Source organism: Seleniivibrio woodruffii (assembly GCF_029267515.1).
GTDB lineage: Bacteria > Chrysiogenota > Deferribacteres > Deferribacterales > Geovibrionaceae > Seleniivibrio > Seleniivibrio woodruffii_A.
Genome location: NZ_JAJUIS010000024.1, coordinates 1 through 17,035 on the forward strand (window position 1 = coordinate 1; position 17,035 = coordinate 17,035).

The following is a 17,035-nucleotide window of genomic DNA, read 5'->3' on the forward strand; positions in this document are numbered from 1 at the left end:
GATAATAAATACTTTCACGATATCCTCCTATTTCAAAGTGGTCCTTATAATCTGCTTCGTTTCCTCTATGACCTCGGAATTGATAAGTTTGCCGTCGCCCTGTACGAAGTATGGGATTTTAAGCTCGTAGGTTATCCTGTAACCTGCCATATAGGGGTAGGCTTCCAGCTTGTACTGATAAGCGACGTAATCAGACTTGATAAGCACAGGGTCGTCGCCCGTGTTGTCGATGCACTGCTTATAAAGCTCAGGCTCAAGAGTGGGGAACATATAGGTTATGATGTATTTCAGGCTGTCTCTTTTCTCGCCATTGAATACGTTTACGTACTTGTTGGAGTTCCTGATGATGCTTGTCAGATTATCCAGCTTGCCGTTGTACTGGAATGAATCCTTGAGAGTATAGACAGCGCAGTAGCTGTCGTTCTCTTTGATGGCATCAAATGCGTTCTGGATGTCGTATTTGATGTTGGTAGATGTATCCATCGGTTTCGGCCCAAACAATGAAAAGCCTCTGCTCATCACTTCTGCGAACTTGGTAGGCAGTGTTAATGCCATCTTGTTGTTCTGGATGTAATAGGGCAGCTTTGCCTCTGTATAAGCCGTTCTGTTAGTTCCTATGGGTTTTATGCTGTGGTTGCCGAAGTATGCCAGAGAGATGAAATTGCCTTCAGGAGACTTCGTCCCGCGCACACCTGTCCAGCCCTCCACATGCTCGTTGTACATGAACTTATAGAACTTCTGCATCGAAGAATATGATGCAAGCCTCTGTCCAACCATATTGGCTATATCGTCCTGTGTAAATGCGACATCCCCGTATCCTTTGGCAGGAACAAGGATGTTCTTTGTGGCAAGTTCTGAAGAGAGGTCGTATTGAGTGACTGCATCTTCAGCATAAGAGAGAGCTGAGCAGATACATAGTACCATGACTAAAAGCAACCTTTTCATGTTCACCTCGTAATATAATACATAGAATGAATAGAAATATAGAGTAACAGGCAAATAAAGTCAATTATGATGTAGTATCATCTATGTTTATCGTTTTGGAAAAATAATATATTTCCGTATGGAAATAAACGAAGCCAAAATGACTGAATTCATGGAAATTCTAGCTGTAAATATCAAGAAGCTGCGCAAGGGTAAGGGCTACTCTCAGGAGAGGTTGGCTGAGCTTGCTGGGCTACATCCCACCTATGTGTCACATCTGGAAACCGGCAAAGCGAATCCCACCGTTGCAATACTTCTTAGTCTGTCCGAGAGATTGGGCGTGAACGTTGAAAGGCTGTTGATGCCTGAGACTGACTTTCTTGCTGATGAAACGTTGCAGAAGCTACAGAAGAGGCTTGAGACTGCCGACAGCGGGAAGAAGGCGGCGGTTACCGGAATACTTTCAGAACTCGATAAGCTGATATAAAAAAAGAGAAAGCCGAAGCCTTCTCTTATTTATTCTTTTGCTTATGTCTGCTATTCAACAGCAGTTGTGCGCCTATTCCAAGTACTCCTACAATCATGAGGAAAATAAAGATTGGTGATGTAATCAGTTCCATAATGTCCTCCTTATGTACTATACATCATAATTTATAAAATAAAATTGTCAATAATGCAAATTAGTGATTTATTCATCCGAGTCTGATATTTCAACTTCATCCGGCAATGGCCACCCCATGAGTTCGCATAACTTGCAGAAATTCCTCATAGTGATATTTGCATTACCTTCTTTAAGAAGTTTGAAAGCAGTTTCGTAATTGAGTAACTTGCCTAACGTGTTGGTGTTATACTTTTTTCTCAATTCTTCTAAGCAATCGTTTTTTAATCTAACGTCTATCATGACTAATTTATACATTTATTTTCGGGAAACCGCAACTTTTCTCTTGCGCTTTCGGATAATCGAAAGTATAGTTCTCTTATAGTCTTTCGGTTTACCGAAAGTATTTTTAGGAGGTTGTTATGTATCTTGAGCAGATTCTAGAAGAAATATCCATTACGAACAAGAAGCTTACAGCCAGAATGGCTGAACTGGAAAAGGTTATGAACGACAAGCTGATAGCGCCTGAAAAAGAGTTTGTAACCCTGAAGGAGCTTTCCGAGAGTGGCAAGTGGCCCTATACCCAGCAGGCTACAAGAAAGATGATTGAAAGGGGCAAGCTTGAAGAGCGTTATCATTTTAACAAAATCGATGGCAAATGGATTTTCAGTTGGCCGGCACTCAGGGAATATCTTGAAAATAAATTCTATTCAAAGAGGTGTGCGTGATGGGCTTTATTGGAACAAAAAACAAAAAACTATTCATTGATTTTGTATATGGGCAGGAAAGGCATCGGATTTATTTGAGGCTACAGGACACGCCCAAAAACAGGAAATTTGCAGAGATGACTCTTAATAGAATAAATACCGAGATTGAATTTGAAAGGCTCGGAGTTAAGCAAGCTGATCTTGCCGCTATATTTCCTGATAACGAAAAGTTTCAACCGAAGAAAACAGATAAAGACGTTGAGCAGGACAACACATATCTCATGACGGTTGCTGAGTTCTTTCCTATTTGGCTTGGCAGAAAAGTACACATTGTCAAAAACAGTAGGAGAACATGGCTTTCGTTTTTCAAAAATTATATCGACCCTATCATAGGTGACCGTCGTCTTTGTGATGTAACAGAAGATGATTTGCTTCGGATGGTTCAATACATGCGTGGAAAGTTGAAAAACTCGGTAATCAATAAGAAAATCTACAGCATAATGGGAATGTTTAAAGACCTCTATGAAGACGGAAAGCTTGAAAAGAATCCGTTCAAGAAAATCAAACTACTTCGGAATGAGCGAGTTGATATTTACCCATTCAACGAGGAAGAGCTGAAAGCCCTTTTTAATGGTTTCCGCGAGCGTTTCCCTCACTATTACAACTTCGTTGCATTTCTTGCTTTTTCAGGATGCCGACCCAATGAAGCTGTTGCTTTGAAATGGGAAAGGATTGATTGGGACAATCAGAAGATACTTATTAGAGAAGGATTCGTTCTTGGCGAAAAAACTGATCTGAAGACTGAATCAAGCGCACGAGATATAGACATGAACAAGCCGTTATATCAGCTTATCAAAGAACAAGAATTGATATCGAAGGGCAAAAGTGAGTATGTTTTTACAAACATGTTAAACAGAAGAATATGCTGGGAAAACTTCAGACAGAAATATCATGTTATTATGAAGTTGAAGGAACTGAAACACAGACCTGCATACCAACTCCGCCACACTTTTGCATCTTTAGCCATTAAGAATGGCGAGGATCCTTTTTGGGTTTCTAAAACTCTCGGACACTCAAATATTAAAACCACACTTTTGAAGTATGCAAGGTATGTGCCCAGTAAAACCAGACAAGACGGTTCAATTATCGGGAAGCTATTTGATGAACTCTAAGAGGGCTGGCAGTTATGAATAAATATTTGGGTGAGTTTACTGTAATTTATAAAATGCTAGTGAGCTCACAACGCAAAGATGCTTTTCTTGAAATGATGGTTTCAGGCAATAAAGGTCAGTTTATGGCTTATTGTTACAGAGATGCTGAAATATACTCAAAACTTCTGGAAGAATATTCAGATGTCAGTATCGATGGTCATTACAGAAAAAACAGAGGAAAAGCTGACATCGTTGTGTCTGAGATAAGAAAAGGCATGAATATCATGCTGAAAGAATATTCAGACAGGCTGACCGGGCTTCTTGCAAATGTAACAGATGAGTATTGTCAAACGCTTTTGAAGGCTATTTTAGATGATAAAAAACTCTATAGGCAGTTTATTTCGGCACCGGACTCTCTTGCGGGGCAGTATAGTTATGTTTGTGGTTTACTTGTTAAAACCGTTGAGATGATGGAATCTTCACTGAAACTGGCTAAAGAACATAATGATATTGATGACAATCTTGTGCTGACATCAATGTTTATCAAAGCAATGGGAAACGCTAAGTGTTATCGAGGTAATGGTTTCAGCTTTAAAATGACAAGAGACGGAAATCAATTCGGGAGCGTGGAGTTAGCGCAACGTATCCTATTGGACAAATCCCAAACCATTGACAGCTTCCCTGCCCTGTTATTTACCAATTTGAATAAAATAATAAGATACGAAAGTTATGGTGATATAAAGCCTGCAAGTAGTGAAGCACGATTGATTTACATGGTAGAAAAGGCGAGATAAATTATCTCGCAATTACTGAGAGATTCAGTAGAACAAATCTCGCCTATCTATTAAATAGATTTACTATAAACAACATACGACATAATAAATTTAACAATTGTCTTTTGTCCAAGCGCATACTGTTTCGCTATAAATCTTACATATTGTATTCCAACAAAGGACAATGTTTTCCCGAAAGGGAGAATTCATACCTAACAACACATCATTATCCCTTTCGGTAAAAACATTTGCTTTTTACTAATTCCTAGGCTATATTTTACCGAAGAGGATAATCATGCAAATACTCAACAGTAAAGACTTTGGAACAATTATCCGCAAAAAGCGCAAAGAATTAGGATTAACTCAAACACAGCTTGCACAGTTAAGCGGTGTGGGTCTGCGATTCATATCGGAACTTGAGAGAGGCAAGGAATCAGCCAGAATAGGCTATGCTATAAAAATTGCATCTAACCTTGGTATCGATATCTCCGCCGAAAGCAGAGGCTAAAAATGAAACATTTAAATGTCAGCATTCCCGGTAAAAATGGACTAAGACTCGTAGGTCAACTCTATGAAGATTACTCATTTGAATATGCTGACAATATACAAATATCATGTTCCATGCCGTTAGACGCAGCAACAGATAAAGAAACCGTCTACAATTTCTTTACCGGCCTCCTCCCCGAAGAAGAACAACTAAAGGTTATCGCACAATATCATCGGCTTTCGCCTAAAGATACATTCGGGCTACTGAGTAAACTCGGCGGCGACTGTGCAGGTGCTCTATATTTTTCAGAAAACGACAACAATTTCTTATCAGAAAGCTCATATAGACAACTGACTCTGGACGAGCTTGAAACCATTCTCAACGAACTGCCCAGAAAACCATTTGCATCCGACGTCAGAACCAGAATGTCGCTGGCTGGCGCACAACCGAAACTGCCTGTAATGTATGACGGCAAGGATTTCTACCTACCTGAGGACACAGCTGCCAGTACTCATATTATTAAACCGGTATACGATAACAAACTTGAATATCTGGAAGAGAACGAGCACACCTGTCTGACACTGGCAAAATCTATTGGCTTAAACACTGTTGATTCAGAAATCATTACTATTGGAGACAGAAAAGCTTTGCTGGTGAAAAGATATGACAGAAAACCGGACAACGGTAAAATTATCCGTCTTCATCAGGAAGATTTCACTCAATGCCTTGGTCTGCCAAGAGACAAAAAATATCATGGTGAATATAAGCAGATTGCCGACATCATAAAGAAACATTGTAAATCACCGGTGCTGGACATACTTTCAATAATAAAATGGACCCTGTTTAACTATTTGATAGGCAATGCAGACGCACACCTGAAAAATATATCACTGCTTTATGATGATATAGAGTCGGGCAACAAAGTAAGCCTCGCACCATTTTATGATATTGTCTGCACTGATATTTATGACTTCAGTGTTGAAATGGCAATCTCTATCGGAGAACAGGTTAACCCCGGTCACCTGACAAAAGAGGATTGGATAGAATACGCCAAAGACTTAGACGTAAACTTTCGTCTAATTCAAACAGTATTCAAAGATATAACCCAAAAAATTGACTTTAATGTGGTCAAAGACTCTGAAATCAAACGTCAAATTCAGGAAAAGTATAATCAGCGAAAAAAATGGATTGAAGAAACAATATAGTACGCAACATTATTTCATTTTATTCATTATTTTTCTCGCTTTAGATACTGAAAACTCAAATCCTCTATCAGCCATTGGGTAAACTGCTTTACAACTCTCACAATAAAACCCATTACCTATTGTATATTCACCGTAAATGTTAAGTGGTATTTTACAACTTGGACAATGAGGATTATTATTTTTGTCCCAAAAAATACCATACTTCAAAACCATATCTGTTTTTCTTAGTACATAAACCAAAACCAGCAGTATAAAAACCAAAAGCAGAAGCATCATTATAAAAACGAGTAAAGACTCTTTACTAAAATAATCGACAATCATAGGTTTCATTTTTATTATAAAATCAGGCATTAATTGTTTATATCCCAAAGGAAAAACAATACAATTCCAGAAACAATTCCTGTTATTATTTTCTCTTTGAGGCTATCTAATAGCTTGTTCATCATAAAAATCCTCATTATTATAAAAAAATTTGTTTATTCAAAAATTAAATTAACCTGTTTAAATCCACTTTTTCCCAATCCATTTCCAAAATAGTGTCATCTGGATATTGCAATAGAATACCAATCTCTTTATCGTATAAAAGCTCCAACACATTTTTATCCCAAAATTCACCTATGTTTATATCTTTAGTCTCTTTATTACATGAAATCTCAATAACACATTTTGATATAAGCATGTACATTTTTGTCAGTATCAATGAAAACCAGTCTAATTTTCTACTAGTTAAAAAAACAGAATTTACCTCTGAAACTCCTTGATGGACAATTTTACAGCGCGTCTCATTCATTTCTTTTATAGCACTAACCCATTTCTTGCTATTACCATCACTGCATGGATAAACAAAATTCAAAGTTTCATTATCTCTAATTTTTTTGGAGTCAGCTCCTCTCGGATAACCAACTAAACAGCATAATCTTCTTATGAATGCACTTTCATTATATTCATGCGCCAGCATCATACTTTCGATTGCAAGCCAGTTAAAGAGAAATCTCTGTGTAGAATTACCAGCTAAAGTAGCCTGCCTTCTCCACTCTGAAGACTGAAAAAATTTGAAAGCTACCTCAGGCAACTGGTCTCTACAACCACAAGAAATCATCCAAGCCCAAAAATCATTCTCAATTGGCTTAATAATAGCAGAGAAATCTTTTTTTTTGGATTCAATCGGAACAAGTCCTTTACTGGAACAAACAACTCCTACTGCAAGCCCATGATCTCTATCCCATTGCAAATATTTAAATATTGACCACCTATATCTTTGATTTATAAAATGTAATGCAATATCAAAGTACTCTAACGCACTCTTTAAAGATTCTGAACTACTGTCCATTAATGGAATAAACAACAAAACAGGGTCAAAATCAGTCACTAATTCATAAACATGATTTAGTCCAAAAGATTTACAAGAAATTTCTATAGCATCTTGTATTCTAACACTATTATTATTAAACTCAGATAATCGCAGTATATAGAAATCATCAGAATGGAATCCAATTCGCATGGATGGTGTTGTCAATACCCCCGTCAACACAATCAAACACCAATCTTCGTACTTTGTAAGGTCAATCACTCTGGACTCAACTATCGTAGCCACTTATAGCCTCATTCAAATAATACATGTTGATAAAATAGATAATTACATAAATTGTAGCAAATGTAGCATTAGCGAACTACTGAGAATTGTATTTAATACCAAAATATTAAATGGGTATCTGTTGGGTAATCAAAAAAATCATCACCATATAACTACAATAGCTTATAACTTAAATTCAGTGAACACCGCCTCCATTTTTACTGTCAAATCATTCGGGTGATGAATCAGATTGCAGATGCACTGATTTCTCAACCTAAGGAGAATGCCAAATGGTATACAGAAGTTGCAAAAGAATTGCACACCTCAAATAAGAAACAACATACGGCAGGAACTCCGAATCTAGCAAAATTACCTGAACTTTTTCACAGAAGTCAATCGTCAGACAGGCTTTGATAAAAATCATGTAATACTTGTATGTTAAAAATATTTCTGCTATTTCAAAAATAACTGACACAAACGGAAGGGGGAACAGCAGCATGAGCATTTTAAAAACGGCAACTTTCATAATCTGTCTTTTTATATCTCTGACCGTCAATGCTGAACAGCTCAAATTCGGTATCGCTTCCATAGTTTCACCGGAAGAATCGCTGAACCTTTACAGAGAACTGAACGACTATCTGGCAGACAAACTGAATAAAACAATAACCCCTGTCATAAAGAGAGATTACGATGAAATGAACCGTATGATAACAGAAAATGAGGTGGACTTCGCATCTGTCTGCACAGGTGCTTTGCCCTATCTCAACAATGCAAAAATACGTGTTCTCGCAGTTCCTGAGATGAACGGGGAACACTCATATCAGTCATTCATCATTGCTAATAAGGCATACGGAATCAATACGGTTAAAGACCTCCAGGGGAAAACATTCGCATTCACAGACCGCCTGTCCAACAGCGGCACTCTGTACCCGTCGTTCCTCACCATACGCACTTTTAAACAGGCTCCAGAAAAAGTGTTTAAAAAAGTCTATTACACCAAAAGTCATGACAAATCCATCTATCTGGTAAACAAAGGGGTGGTTCAGGCGGCGGCGGTTGACAGTCTTATCTTTGAAATAATCAGAAAAAAAGCCCCCCAGGCAGTCAGAAACATCAGAATTATCCACAGATCCCCGGAGATGATATCCCCTCCTTTCGTTGCAGCATCAGGCATGAACTCTGCAACATACGACTCTCTTAAATATCTGATGCTTAATATGCACAAAGACCCGAAAGGTGCTGAGATACTGAAAAAACTCCATGTTGACAGATTCGTGAACGCAAGCCTAAGCGATTATAAGGTAATATCCGATATGAAAGCTGAGATCGACCGTTTCTACTCAGGCAGTAAAAAATGAAAAAATTTATCCTTCTTAATGTATTAATTCTGACAACATCATTCTGCTTTGCCGCAGAATACCGGACAGTGCTGCTGATATCCATCGACGCACTGCATCCGGACGCTGTTTCAAAAGTGAACTCTCCCAATATAATGTCACTTGCCGATAATGGAGCTTACAGTCCTTTAGCAACAAGCACGAATCCGCCGAAAACCCTTATAGCACATACCGCAATGCTGACAGGTCTTAAACCGTCAGAAAACGGAAAAACAGACAATGTCTGGCAGACCGGTGAGCCGACAGTCAGCAAATCCACCCTGCTTTCAACTGCAAAAAACAAAGGCTATCAGACTTTCCTGATATACAGTAAACAAAAGCTGGGCTACCTTAAAAACTCTGCCACAGATACGGAGATATTTGCAAAGGATGAAGCCGTTGAAAAGACTGCGGAAGTCCTTGATACTTCTAAGAAGCAGTTCATCTTTCTTCACATAAGCGGACTTGATACGGAAGGTCCGATATCTGGCTGGATGTCAGCAGAATACATAGACGAGTTCCGGTTCATAGACGAACAGCTCGGAGCGCTATTCAAAAAGGCTATGGAAAGCCCGTCTGTACTTATAATAGTCACATCCGACCATGCCGGCCATGACAAAATACACGGTTCAGACCATCCCGAAGACTTAAAACGCCCTCTGGCTGTATATTCTTCTCTGAAAAAGATAAACGATATACCGGAATCAGCCCTTAAAATTGACGGTCTGAAAAAATATATTGAGTCTGAATTTTGAAAAAACTCATATTCAAGCTCATACCCAACAGCCTGAGCAAAAGAACCGCTCTGCTCATAAGTTCTCTTGCGTTTGCCACCGTATTAATCAATATGGTAGTCATTTTCTTTTTTGAGTATTCCTCGTCATTTTCCACTGCGGAAAAATATATCGATTCGCAGCATAAAATCATGTCGTCGGATCTTGCTGAATCCATCATAACGGATGACATCTATTCACTTTTTACGATGATAGAAACAGTTTCGCAGACTATCCCACATATCGACAATATAGCTGTTTTCGGTGCTGACGGAGAATATATGACCGATGCGCGGGTTCGACCCGAAAACCTGACATCGACCATAAGCCCCATCACCCTCACAAAACAGATAAGTGCAGGTGAAAACATCCTTGGAAAAATAACGTTTTACATAAACAGAGAATCAATTATCCGTCAGATAACGGGAAGGCTGGCAGAACTTTTTCTGATAAATATCGTTGTGGTAATTATGGGGGCATTAACTGGTGTCGCCATCGCCGCCCGCATGACAAAGCCGATAAACGACCTCTCGCGCCAGATTGCAAATCTGGACGTTCTGGAACTGCCGTATAAATTCAGCATATCAGAATATGCATCGGGGGAGACCAGAAACCTGCGGAATGTGATTGAAAAGCTCTCCTACAGGCTGAAAGATTCAATCGATCGCATCGGCGAACAGCAGAAAGAGATACATAGGGGCGAGCGTCTGGCATATCTGGGTACAATGTCGGCGGGTCTTGCCCATGAGCTTAAGAACCCGATAATGGCGATTAGCCTGATAATTGATAACGTTTCGGCGGAAGTGGAGGATAATTCTCAGTGGCAGGAGGATTTTGCAGTAATCCGCCGCGAGGCGGACAGGCTGGTTTTCAGGCTGAACGAGTTTCTGGACTATTCGAAGCCTGTAAACCTGCGCTACGACGAAATCAGGCTGTCGGCTCTTATAGAGTTTATCAAAGGGCAGACGTATCGCAAGGTGTTCAGGAGTCTGGACATTGTATTTGCGGCGGAGAGCGACCCGCAGATTGCCGCCGACAAGGACAAGGTCTCTCAGATTTTCACGATTCTGCTCAACAACTCCGCAGAGGCGGGCGCATCAAAAATACTCTGCTCATTCGGCGAAACAGAAGACAGCATAGATATCGAATATGAAGACGACGGTTGCGGTTTCAAAGAGGAGGACATCGCCAAGGTTATGCTCCCTTTCTACACCACTAAGCCCACGGGTTCGGGGCTGGGGCTTGCCATCTGCGCAACCATAGCCGACGCGATGGGTGCATCGGTTAAGATATCTGAAAAGCAGAGCAGGGGTGCGAAGTTTGTCATAAAGCTTCCGAAGAGGCCCTTGGTGTAAAGTTTTCTTACAATCATAGTACAGTTTCTGTACTGAAAATAGCGTAAAAATACCGTCCAAATTCTAATTCCACTTATTTATCAGTGAAGTCGAGATTGGCATGTCTATTGATATTATAGCGTATCAATTATCCGGAGGCATGTTAATGGAAAAAGATATTTTATTGACCATGCAGGAAGACCTCGCAAGAGCTCTTGCAAAACCGTCAAGAACCGTCAGATGGGCTATGCTCATCAGCACAAAGAAATGTGTCGGCTGTCACGCCTGCACGGTTGGCTGCATGTCTGAAAACGTTTTGCCGCCCAATGTCATCTATCGACCCGTATTCGAGATGACAAGCGGAAAATATCCTAAAGTTAAAATGGATTTCGTACCCCGTCCCTGCCAGCATTGCGACGCACCTCCCTGCGTTCCTGTCTGCCCCACAAACGGCAAGGCGACATACAAAAGCACCGAAAACGGACTGGTTATGCTCAATGCCGCAGAATGTATAAGCTGCGGACTCTGTGTCGAGGCATGTCCTTACAAAGCCAGAACCATGGACGGAAGCAACTACTACACTGAAAACATCAAAGTTCAGCCTTACGAACTGCGCACCTTCCCGGAATACGACGGAAAATGGCAGAGAACCGACGGCAAAGCGCCCATGAGCAACGTGCGCAAATGCTCCTTCTGTCTCCACAGACTGAAAGACGGCATGCTCCCCATGTGCGTGACAACCTGCATCGGTCGTGCGACCTATTTCGGTGATCTGAACGACTCCGAAAGCCTTATCTCAAAGATGATGATGGCAAGCACTACCGTGACCATACAGAGCATACCCGACGCGAAGCCTAAAACGGGTAAGGCTGTATTCGGTGCTTCCAAAACAAAACCCCGTGTATTCTACATACTTTAATCAGGACGAGGTGGAACAATGGAAAACAAAGAACTCATTGAAATAGAAAACGAAGAGAAAGGAACCACCAGAAGACAGTTCATTCAGGGCTGTTCGGCAATCCTCGGCGGAGCTATGCTGGCTTCGGGGATGGACATCGCATTTAAGACAAACACGGCACATGCCGCAGAAGCGGGCGGAAATTACGACTTCTCCAAAGCGGAGAACATGATATACACTGTCTGCCTTCAGTGTAACACAGGCTGCGGAATCAAGGTTAAGGTTCAGGACGGTTTCGGCGTTAAAATTGACGGAAACCCATATAGCCCGTTCAACATGGTTCCGAACCTTTCTATGGCGACAGGCTTAAAAGATGCCGCAAGAATCGACGCCCCCATCTGCCCTAAAGGTCAGGCGGGTGTTCAGATAGCTTACGACCCCTACCGTATCAAAAAAGTCCTTAAGCGCGCAGGCAAAAGGGGAGAAGGCAAATGGGTTGCTGTTCCCTTTGATCAGGCTGTGAGCGAAATCGTTAACGGCGGAAAGCTTTTCGCAGGCGTTGCAGGCGAAGAGAACAGAACTGTCGAGGGACTTAACGACCTTTGGGCTGTCAGAGACGAAGCGACTTCCAAGCGTCTCGAAACCGCAATCGAAAAGATTTTCAAAGAGAAGGACAAAAAGAAGGCGGTTGCCGATTTTAAAGCGGAAAACCCCGATCTTATTCAATATCTTATAGACCCCGAACACCCCGATATGGGAGCAAAGAACAATCAGGTTGTCTACATGTGGGGACGTAAGAAGGCGGGACGCGCGGAATTCTTCAAGCGCTTCTTCAACGACTATTACGGCACAACAAACACCCACGGACACACAACCGTTTGTCAGGGTTCGCTCTATTTTGCATGTAAAGCGCTCAGCGAGCAGTATAACTATAACAAGTTCACCGATGGACAGAAGTTCTATTTCCAGGGCGATGTAGCTAACTCGAAGTTCGTTCTTTTTGTCGGCGCAAACCTGTTCGATGCGAACTACGGACCCACCAACAGAACTGTTCGTATGACCGAAAGACTTGCAAACGGCGACCTTAAGATTGCAGTCGCAGACCCCAGATTCAGCAAGCTTGCATCTAAAGCGAAATACTATCTGCCCGTTAAACCCGGCACAGATGCCGCGCTCTTCCTTGGTATCATGAACTGGATGTTCACTAATAACAAGTTTGATGCAAAGTATCTGTCCTGCGCAAACAAGCCCGCCGCCGATGCTCTGACCGAGCCCACATGGAGCAATGCGCCCCTGCTGGTTAAAATCGACGATAAAGGCAACGCAACAAAATTCCTCAGAGCTTCCGAGCTTGGTCTTATAGAAAACGCCAAAGTTACAGACAAAGACGGCAAAGAGCATACTCTGGAATATCTCACCGCAATGGTGAACGGAAAGCCCGTGGTTGTGGATTATAACGGCGACGTTATAAAAGACGCCGTATACGGCGACCTGTTTGTTGACACTGTTCTCGACGACGGCAAAGGCGGCAAAATCAAGGTTAAATCATCACTTCAGCTTCTCAAGGAAGAGGCAGTTTCCAAAACTGTTGCCGAATGGGGCAAAATTTGCGGATGTTCCGCATCCTCCATCAGCGAAGTTGCGAAGGAACTCACAAGCTACGGCAAAATGGCTTGCGTAGACGTTCACAGAGGACCGGCACAGCACACCAACGGTTTCTATAACATCACAGCGGCGATGAACCTCAACATGCTTCTGGGCAACTACGACTGGAAAGGCGGAATGATAGTTGCATCCGCTTACAACATAACCGGCGAAAAAGAGGGGCAGCCGTTTAACTTTGGCAAGTCTGCCAAAGGCAAACTGAAATATTCCGGCGTCTCAAACATCCGTCACGGTGTTAAATATGAAGATTCAACACTGTTTGCAGGATATCCCGCAAAGAGAAACTGGTGGCCGCTTTCAAGTGACGTTTACGAGGAGATTATCCCCTCGATAGGTCACAAATATCCCTATCCTGTTAAGATACTGTTCAGCTACATGGGCGCATCGACCTATTCTCTGCCCGCAGGACATACCAACATCGATGTTCTGGCAGACGTGGACAAGCTCCCGCTGTATATCTGCTCGGATATACTCGTAGGTCCTAACTCCACATACGCGGACTATATCTTCCCTGACCTCACATACCTTGAGCGTTGGGAAATGCAGGGAAGCCACCCAAACATGCCTTCAAAGGTTCAGCCCCTACGTCAGCCCGCGATAGCGCCTATCCCCGATACCGTAACTGTTTACGGCGTTGAACAGCCCATAAGCTTTGAATCCACACTGCTTGCATTGGCAGAGAAGATGGGAATGAAAGGCTTCGGCGCAAACGGACTGGGCGAGGGAATGGATTTCAGATGTATGGACGACCTTTACATCCGCTTCGTTGCCAACGTCGCCACAGACGGCAAACCCGTTCCGGACGCTTCCGACGAAGAGATGAAATATTTCCTCGAATCCAGAAAGCACTTGCCCAAAACTGTTTTCGACCCCCAGAGATGGGAGAAGATTGCAGGAGCAAACTGGCGCAAAGTCGTTTATGTTCTCAACAGAGGCGGCAGATTCCAGGAGTATGGTGAGATTTACAAAGGTGACAAAGTTGCCAACCAATACAAAAAATCTCTCAACCTGTTTGAAGAGAAGACCGCGGGAACAAAGAACGCCTTCACAGGCAAACAGAACCCCGGCTATGCCAAGTTTCTGCCTATCGTCACCACAACAGGTCAGACTCCCAAAGAGGCTGGTCTGGACACAGCAGAATACAGCCTCAGCATGATAACAAACAGGGATGTTACCATGACCAAATCGAGAACCATAGCCAACTACTGGCTGCTTCAGGTTTATCCTGAAAACTCGATTATCATAAACCCCGCAGACGCCGCAAAGCTGAAGCTGAAAACGGGTGACAAGGTTAAGGTTTCATCCGCCACAAACAAAAAAGGCGAGTGGGATCTGAAAAACGGATGGAAAAAGCCGATGGAGGGCAAGGTCACCGTTACGGAAGCCATTATGCCCGGAGTAATAACCTTTACCGTTGGTCACGGTCAATGGGCAACAGGCTCACACGACATAACCGTTGACGGAAGAGTTATCAAAGGCGATCCCAGAAGAGCGACAGGCGTTCACGCTAACGCCGCAATGTGGGTTGACCCGCACCTCGGCAACACATGTATGCTTGACACAGTTGGGGGAAGCGTGTCGTTCTATGACACAAAAGTGAAACTGGTCAGAATATAAGTTCCAGACATGTGAAAGCCCCGCTCATGAACTGTATCCTTAAATTTGGACAGTAATAAAAAGCCCCTTAGCGAATAGCTAAAGGGCTTTTTTTCGTATACACTAAATTTAAAGGAGAGAGTTCATGCGCGAACGTGAGTTTACCCCCGAAGAACGTCAGTCACTTGAAAGTAACCCAAACGTTCTCAAAGTAGTCAACAGTAATATTATTTACACAGAAGAGTTTAAGCAGCAAGCTCTTCATCTGTACAAGGAAGGAATGTCAGCAGACAGCATATTCACGAAATCCGGTATAGATACGTCTATCTTCCCTAAAGATTATGCTAAATATGCCCTCAGACGCTGGCGTAATGCAGGCAAGAAACCAGTCAGCTCTGACCGTAAACAGAGAGGGCGTCACAAAAAGACCGGTAACATGAGTCCTGAAGAAAAAGATGCGAGAATAGCTTATCTTGAAGCGGAGAATGATTTTCTAAAAAAGCTGCGAGCCTTGGAGAGAGGCGAATAAGAGCCAATTCTAAGTATGAGCTTATATCCGAGGCTTTAAGCAAGAGCAATAAGTTATCTGTATCTCTTCTTTGCATTAGCGCAGAAGTCAGTCGTAGTGGTTATTATTACTGGAAAGAGCATTGTCATGAGCACATAGTTCGTGATTCCCTGTCTTTGGATTTGCTTAGAACAGTGCATAAGAGGTTTCACGGCAAGGCAGGCATCAGAACAATCAGGATGTATCTTGAGTTTAAATACGGAATAATTATGAATACTAAGAAGATATGTAGGCTCAAGAGGACTTACGGGATAACAACAAAGATACGTCGTAGGAATAAATATAACACATTTAACAAAGCCATTCATGAGGATGAGACATCTCCGAATCTTTTAGGAAGACAGTTCAGAGTTGAAACTCCAGACAGTGTTTACTCTACGGATATAACGTATCTTCCGTATCATGGCAGCAGAAGAGCATTTCTTTCAGCGACTAAAGATTTATGCAGCAGGGAGATAGTTCATTACAATATCGGCAGTAGCATAGTGATGAGTCTTGCTTCCTCAGGATTGGAAAGTAAGGTCAGCAGTTTGTCAGAATCTGTAAGGAGCAAATTGATAATGCATTCAGACCAAGGCAGTCATTATAAAGATAAGACATTCAGGGATATATTAAATAAATACGGAATCAGTCAGTCTATGTCCAGAAAAGGAAATTGCCTTGATAATGCCCCGATAGAGAGTTTCTTTGGTCATATGAAAGACGAGATAGACTTGAAAAAGTGTAAATCGTTTGATGAAGTAAAAGCAGTAGTTAGTGAGTATATCCGGTATTATAATGAAGAGAGACCACAGTGGACATTAAAAAAGATGACGCCGGCTGAATACCGACGTCATCTTAATTCTTAGCCCGTGGCTTTGTTTACTGTCCGAAAAATGGGGGACAGTTCAAACAGCGGGGCTTTTTTTATTTTCCGTGTTTCCAGATTTTAACACTTGAAATAAGCAGTATCAGACACATCAGAGGTATCAGAAATCCCGTGGACACAATTCCAAGAAGTTTGCCGCCTGCAAAAACTCCGGCAACAGAACCAGCCGCCATCACCAGCAGAAATCTTTTCTGCTGACTTATAACTGTGAAACTTTTATCTCTGCTGTATCTGGCAAACCCCATAAGCATTGTGGGGATGCTGACAGCCAGAGAAAGACTGCCTGCAGTTTTGATATCGGTCCCGAAAAGCAGTACTATTGCAGGGATCAAAAGCTCTCCGCCTGCAACACCCATCACAGCGGCAAAAATTCCAATCAGAAACCCGCAGACAGCTCCCGTTAAAACCAGATAGATGCCTGACAGAAAATTCAGACCGCTGAAACTATACTGATGACTGAAGAAAAGGACAAAGGCCACCATCACCAGAAGAACCGAAAGCACTCTGAACAGCGTTTCAGACCTCAGTCTGGTTGCCCA

General features: G+C 42.1%; 17 protein-coding genes. 13 read left to right on the forward strand and 4 right to left on the reverse strand.

Annotated elements, in window-relative coordinates; translation table 11 throughout:
• Positions 1-27: 27 nt before the first annotated feature.
• Positions 28-945 (reverse strand): hypothetical protein, encoded by a 918-nt coding sequence (locus Q7P67_RS12965; RefSeq protein WP_303852665.1) that lies wholly within the window; start codon positions 943-945, stop codon positions 28-30.
• 118 nt (positions 946-1,063) lie between these two features.
• Between Q7P67_RS12965 and Q7P67_RS12970 the strand changes: the two genes are divergently transcribed.
• From Q7P67_RS12970 to Q7P67_RS12995, 6 genes are all read left to right on the forward strand, one after another.
• Positions 1,064-1,411 carry a helix-turn-helix domain-containing protein gene (locus tag Q7P67_RS12970; RefSeq protein ID WP_303852666.1) on the forward strand — a complete coding sequence of 116 codons (348 nt, stop codon included), beginning with the start codon at positions 1,064-1,066 and terminating at the stop codon, positions 1,409-1,411.
• Between the two features lie 533 nt (positions 1,412-1,944).
• Complete coding sequence (locus Q7P67_RS12975; protein WP_303852667.1) at positions 1,945-2,250, forward strand: hypothetical protein; 306 nt, start codon at positions 1,945-1,947, stop codon at positions 2,248-2,250.
• On the forward strand, positions 2,250-3,401 hold the full coding sequence (locus Q7P67_RS12980; RefSeq protein WP_303852679.1) for a site-specific integrase: 1,152 nt from the start codon (positions 2,250-2,252) through the stop codon (positions 3,399-3,401). Before Q7P67_RS12975 ends, Q7P67_RS12980 begins: the two co-directional genes overlap by 1 nt.
• Before the next feature lie 14 nt (positions 3,402-3,415).
• On the forward strand, positions 3,416-4,174 hold the full coding sequence (locus Q7P67_RS12985) for a hypothetical protein (protein WP_303852668.1): 759 nt from the start codon (positions 3,416-3,418) through the stop codon (positions 4,172-4,174).
• Between the two features lie 274 nt (positions 4,175-4,448).
• Positions 4,449-4,661: a type II toxin-antitoxin system Y4mF family antitoxin gene (locus tag Q7P67_RS12990; protein WP_303852669.1), complete on the forward strand. Its 213-nt coding sequence runs from the start codon at positions 4,449-4,451 to the stop codon at positions 4,659-4,661.
• Between the two features lie 2 nt (positions 4,662-4,663).
• On the forward strand, positions 4,664-5,845 hold the full coding sequence (locus Q7P67_RS12995) for a type II toxin-antitoxin system HipA family toxin (protein WP_303852670.1): 1,182 nt from the start codon (positions 4,664-4,666) through the stop codon (positions 5,843-5,845).
• Between the two features lie 9 nt (positions 5,846-5,854).
• Here the strand turns inward: Q7P67_RS12995 and Q7P67_RS13000 are convergent, their stop codons facing one another.
• Complete coding sequence (locus tag Q7P67_RS13000) at positions 5,855-6,196, reverse strand: hypothetical protein (RefSeq protein ID WP_303852671.1); 342 nt, start codon at positions 6,194-6,196, stop codon at positions 5,855-5,857.
• Between the two features lie 136 nt (positions 6,197-6,332).
• Complete coding sequence (locus tag Q7P67_RS13005) at positions 6,333-7,439, reverse strand: hypothetical protein (protein WP_303852672.1); 1,107 nt, start codon at positions 7,437-7,439, stop codon at positions 6,333-6,335.
• Between the two features lie 476 nt (positions 7,440-7,915).
• Here Q7P67_RS13005 and phnD point away from each other — a divergent pair, with 476 nt between their 5' ends.
• The 7 genes from phnD to Q7P67_RS13040 all read left to right on the forward strand — a co-directional run bounded on the left by phnD (position 7,916) and on the right by Q7P67_RS13040 (position 16,476).
• Positions 7,916-8,776, forward strand: coding sequence for a phosphate/phosphite/phosphonate ABC transporter substrate-binding protein (gene phnD, locus Q7P67_RS13010; RefSeq protein WP_303852673.1), 861 nt, complete (start codon positions 7,916-7,918; stop codon positions 8,774-8,776).
• Positions 8,773-9,549 carry an alkaline phosphatase family protein gene (locus tag Q7P67_RS13015; protein ID WP_303852674.1) on the forward strand — a complete coding sequence of 259 codons (777 nt, stop codon included), beginning with the start codon at positions 8,773-8,775 and terminating at the stop codon, positions 9,547-9,549. The genes phnD and Q7P67_RS13015 overlap by 4 nt, the downstream gene beginning before the upstream one ends.
• Positions 9,546-10,922 carry a HAMP domain-containing sensor histidine kinase gene (locus Q7P67_RS13020; protein WP_303852675.1) on the forward strand — a complete coding sequence of 459 codons (1,377 nt, stop codon included), beginning with the start codon at positions 9,546-9,548 and terminating at the stop codon, positions 10,920-10,922. Before Q7P67_RS13015 ends, Q7P67_RS13020 begins: the two co-directional genes overlap by 4 nt.
• A gap of 145 nt (positions 10,923-11,067) precedes the next feature.
• Entirely contained in the window at positions 11,068-11,820 is a 753-nt protein-coding gene (locus Q7P67_RS13025) for a 4Fe-4S dicluster domain-containing protein (protein ID WP_303852676.1), read from the forward strand.
• Between the two features lie 18 nt (positions 11,821-11,838).
• The gene (locus Q7P67_RS13030) at positions 11,839-15,081 is read left to right on the forward strand and encodes a molybdopterin-dependent oxidoreductase (RefSeq protein ID WP_303852677.1); all 3,243 of its coding nucleotides are present in this window, start codon (positions 11,839-11,841) and stop codon (positions 15,079-15,081) included.
• A gap of 124 nt (positions 15,082-15,205) precedes the next feature.
• A complete protein-coding gene (locus Q7P67_RS13035) occupies positions 15,206-15,589 on the forward strand; it encodes an HTH domain-containing protein (protein WP_303852678.1) in 384 nt (127 codons plus the stop codon).
• Positions 15,590-15,612: 23 nt separating this feature from the next.
• A complete protein-coding gene (locus Q7P67_RS13040; protein ID WP_303852680.1) occupies positions 15,613-16,476 on the forward strand; it encodes an IS3 family transposase in 864 nt (287 codons plus the stop codon).
• A 58-nt stretch (positions 16,477-16,534) separates the two neighbouring features.
• Here Q7P67_RS13040 and Q7P67_RS13045 read toward each other — a convergent pair.
• A partial coding sequence (locus Q7P67_RS13045; RefSeq protein ID WP_277657359.1) for a sulfite exporter TauE/SafE family protein occupies positions 16,535-17,035 on the reverse strand: 501 nt, incomplete at its 5' end.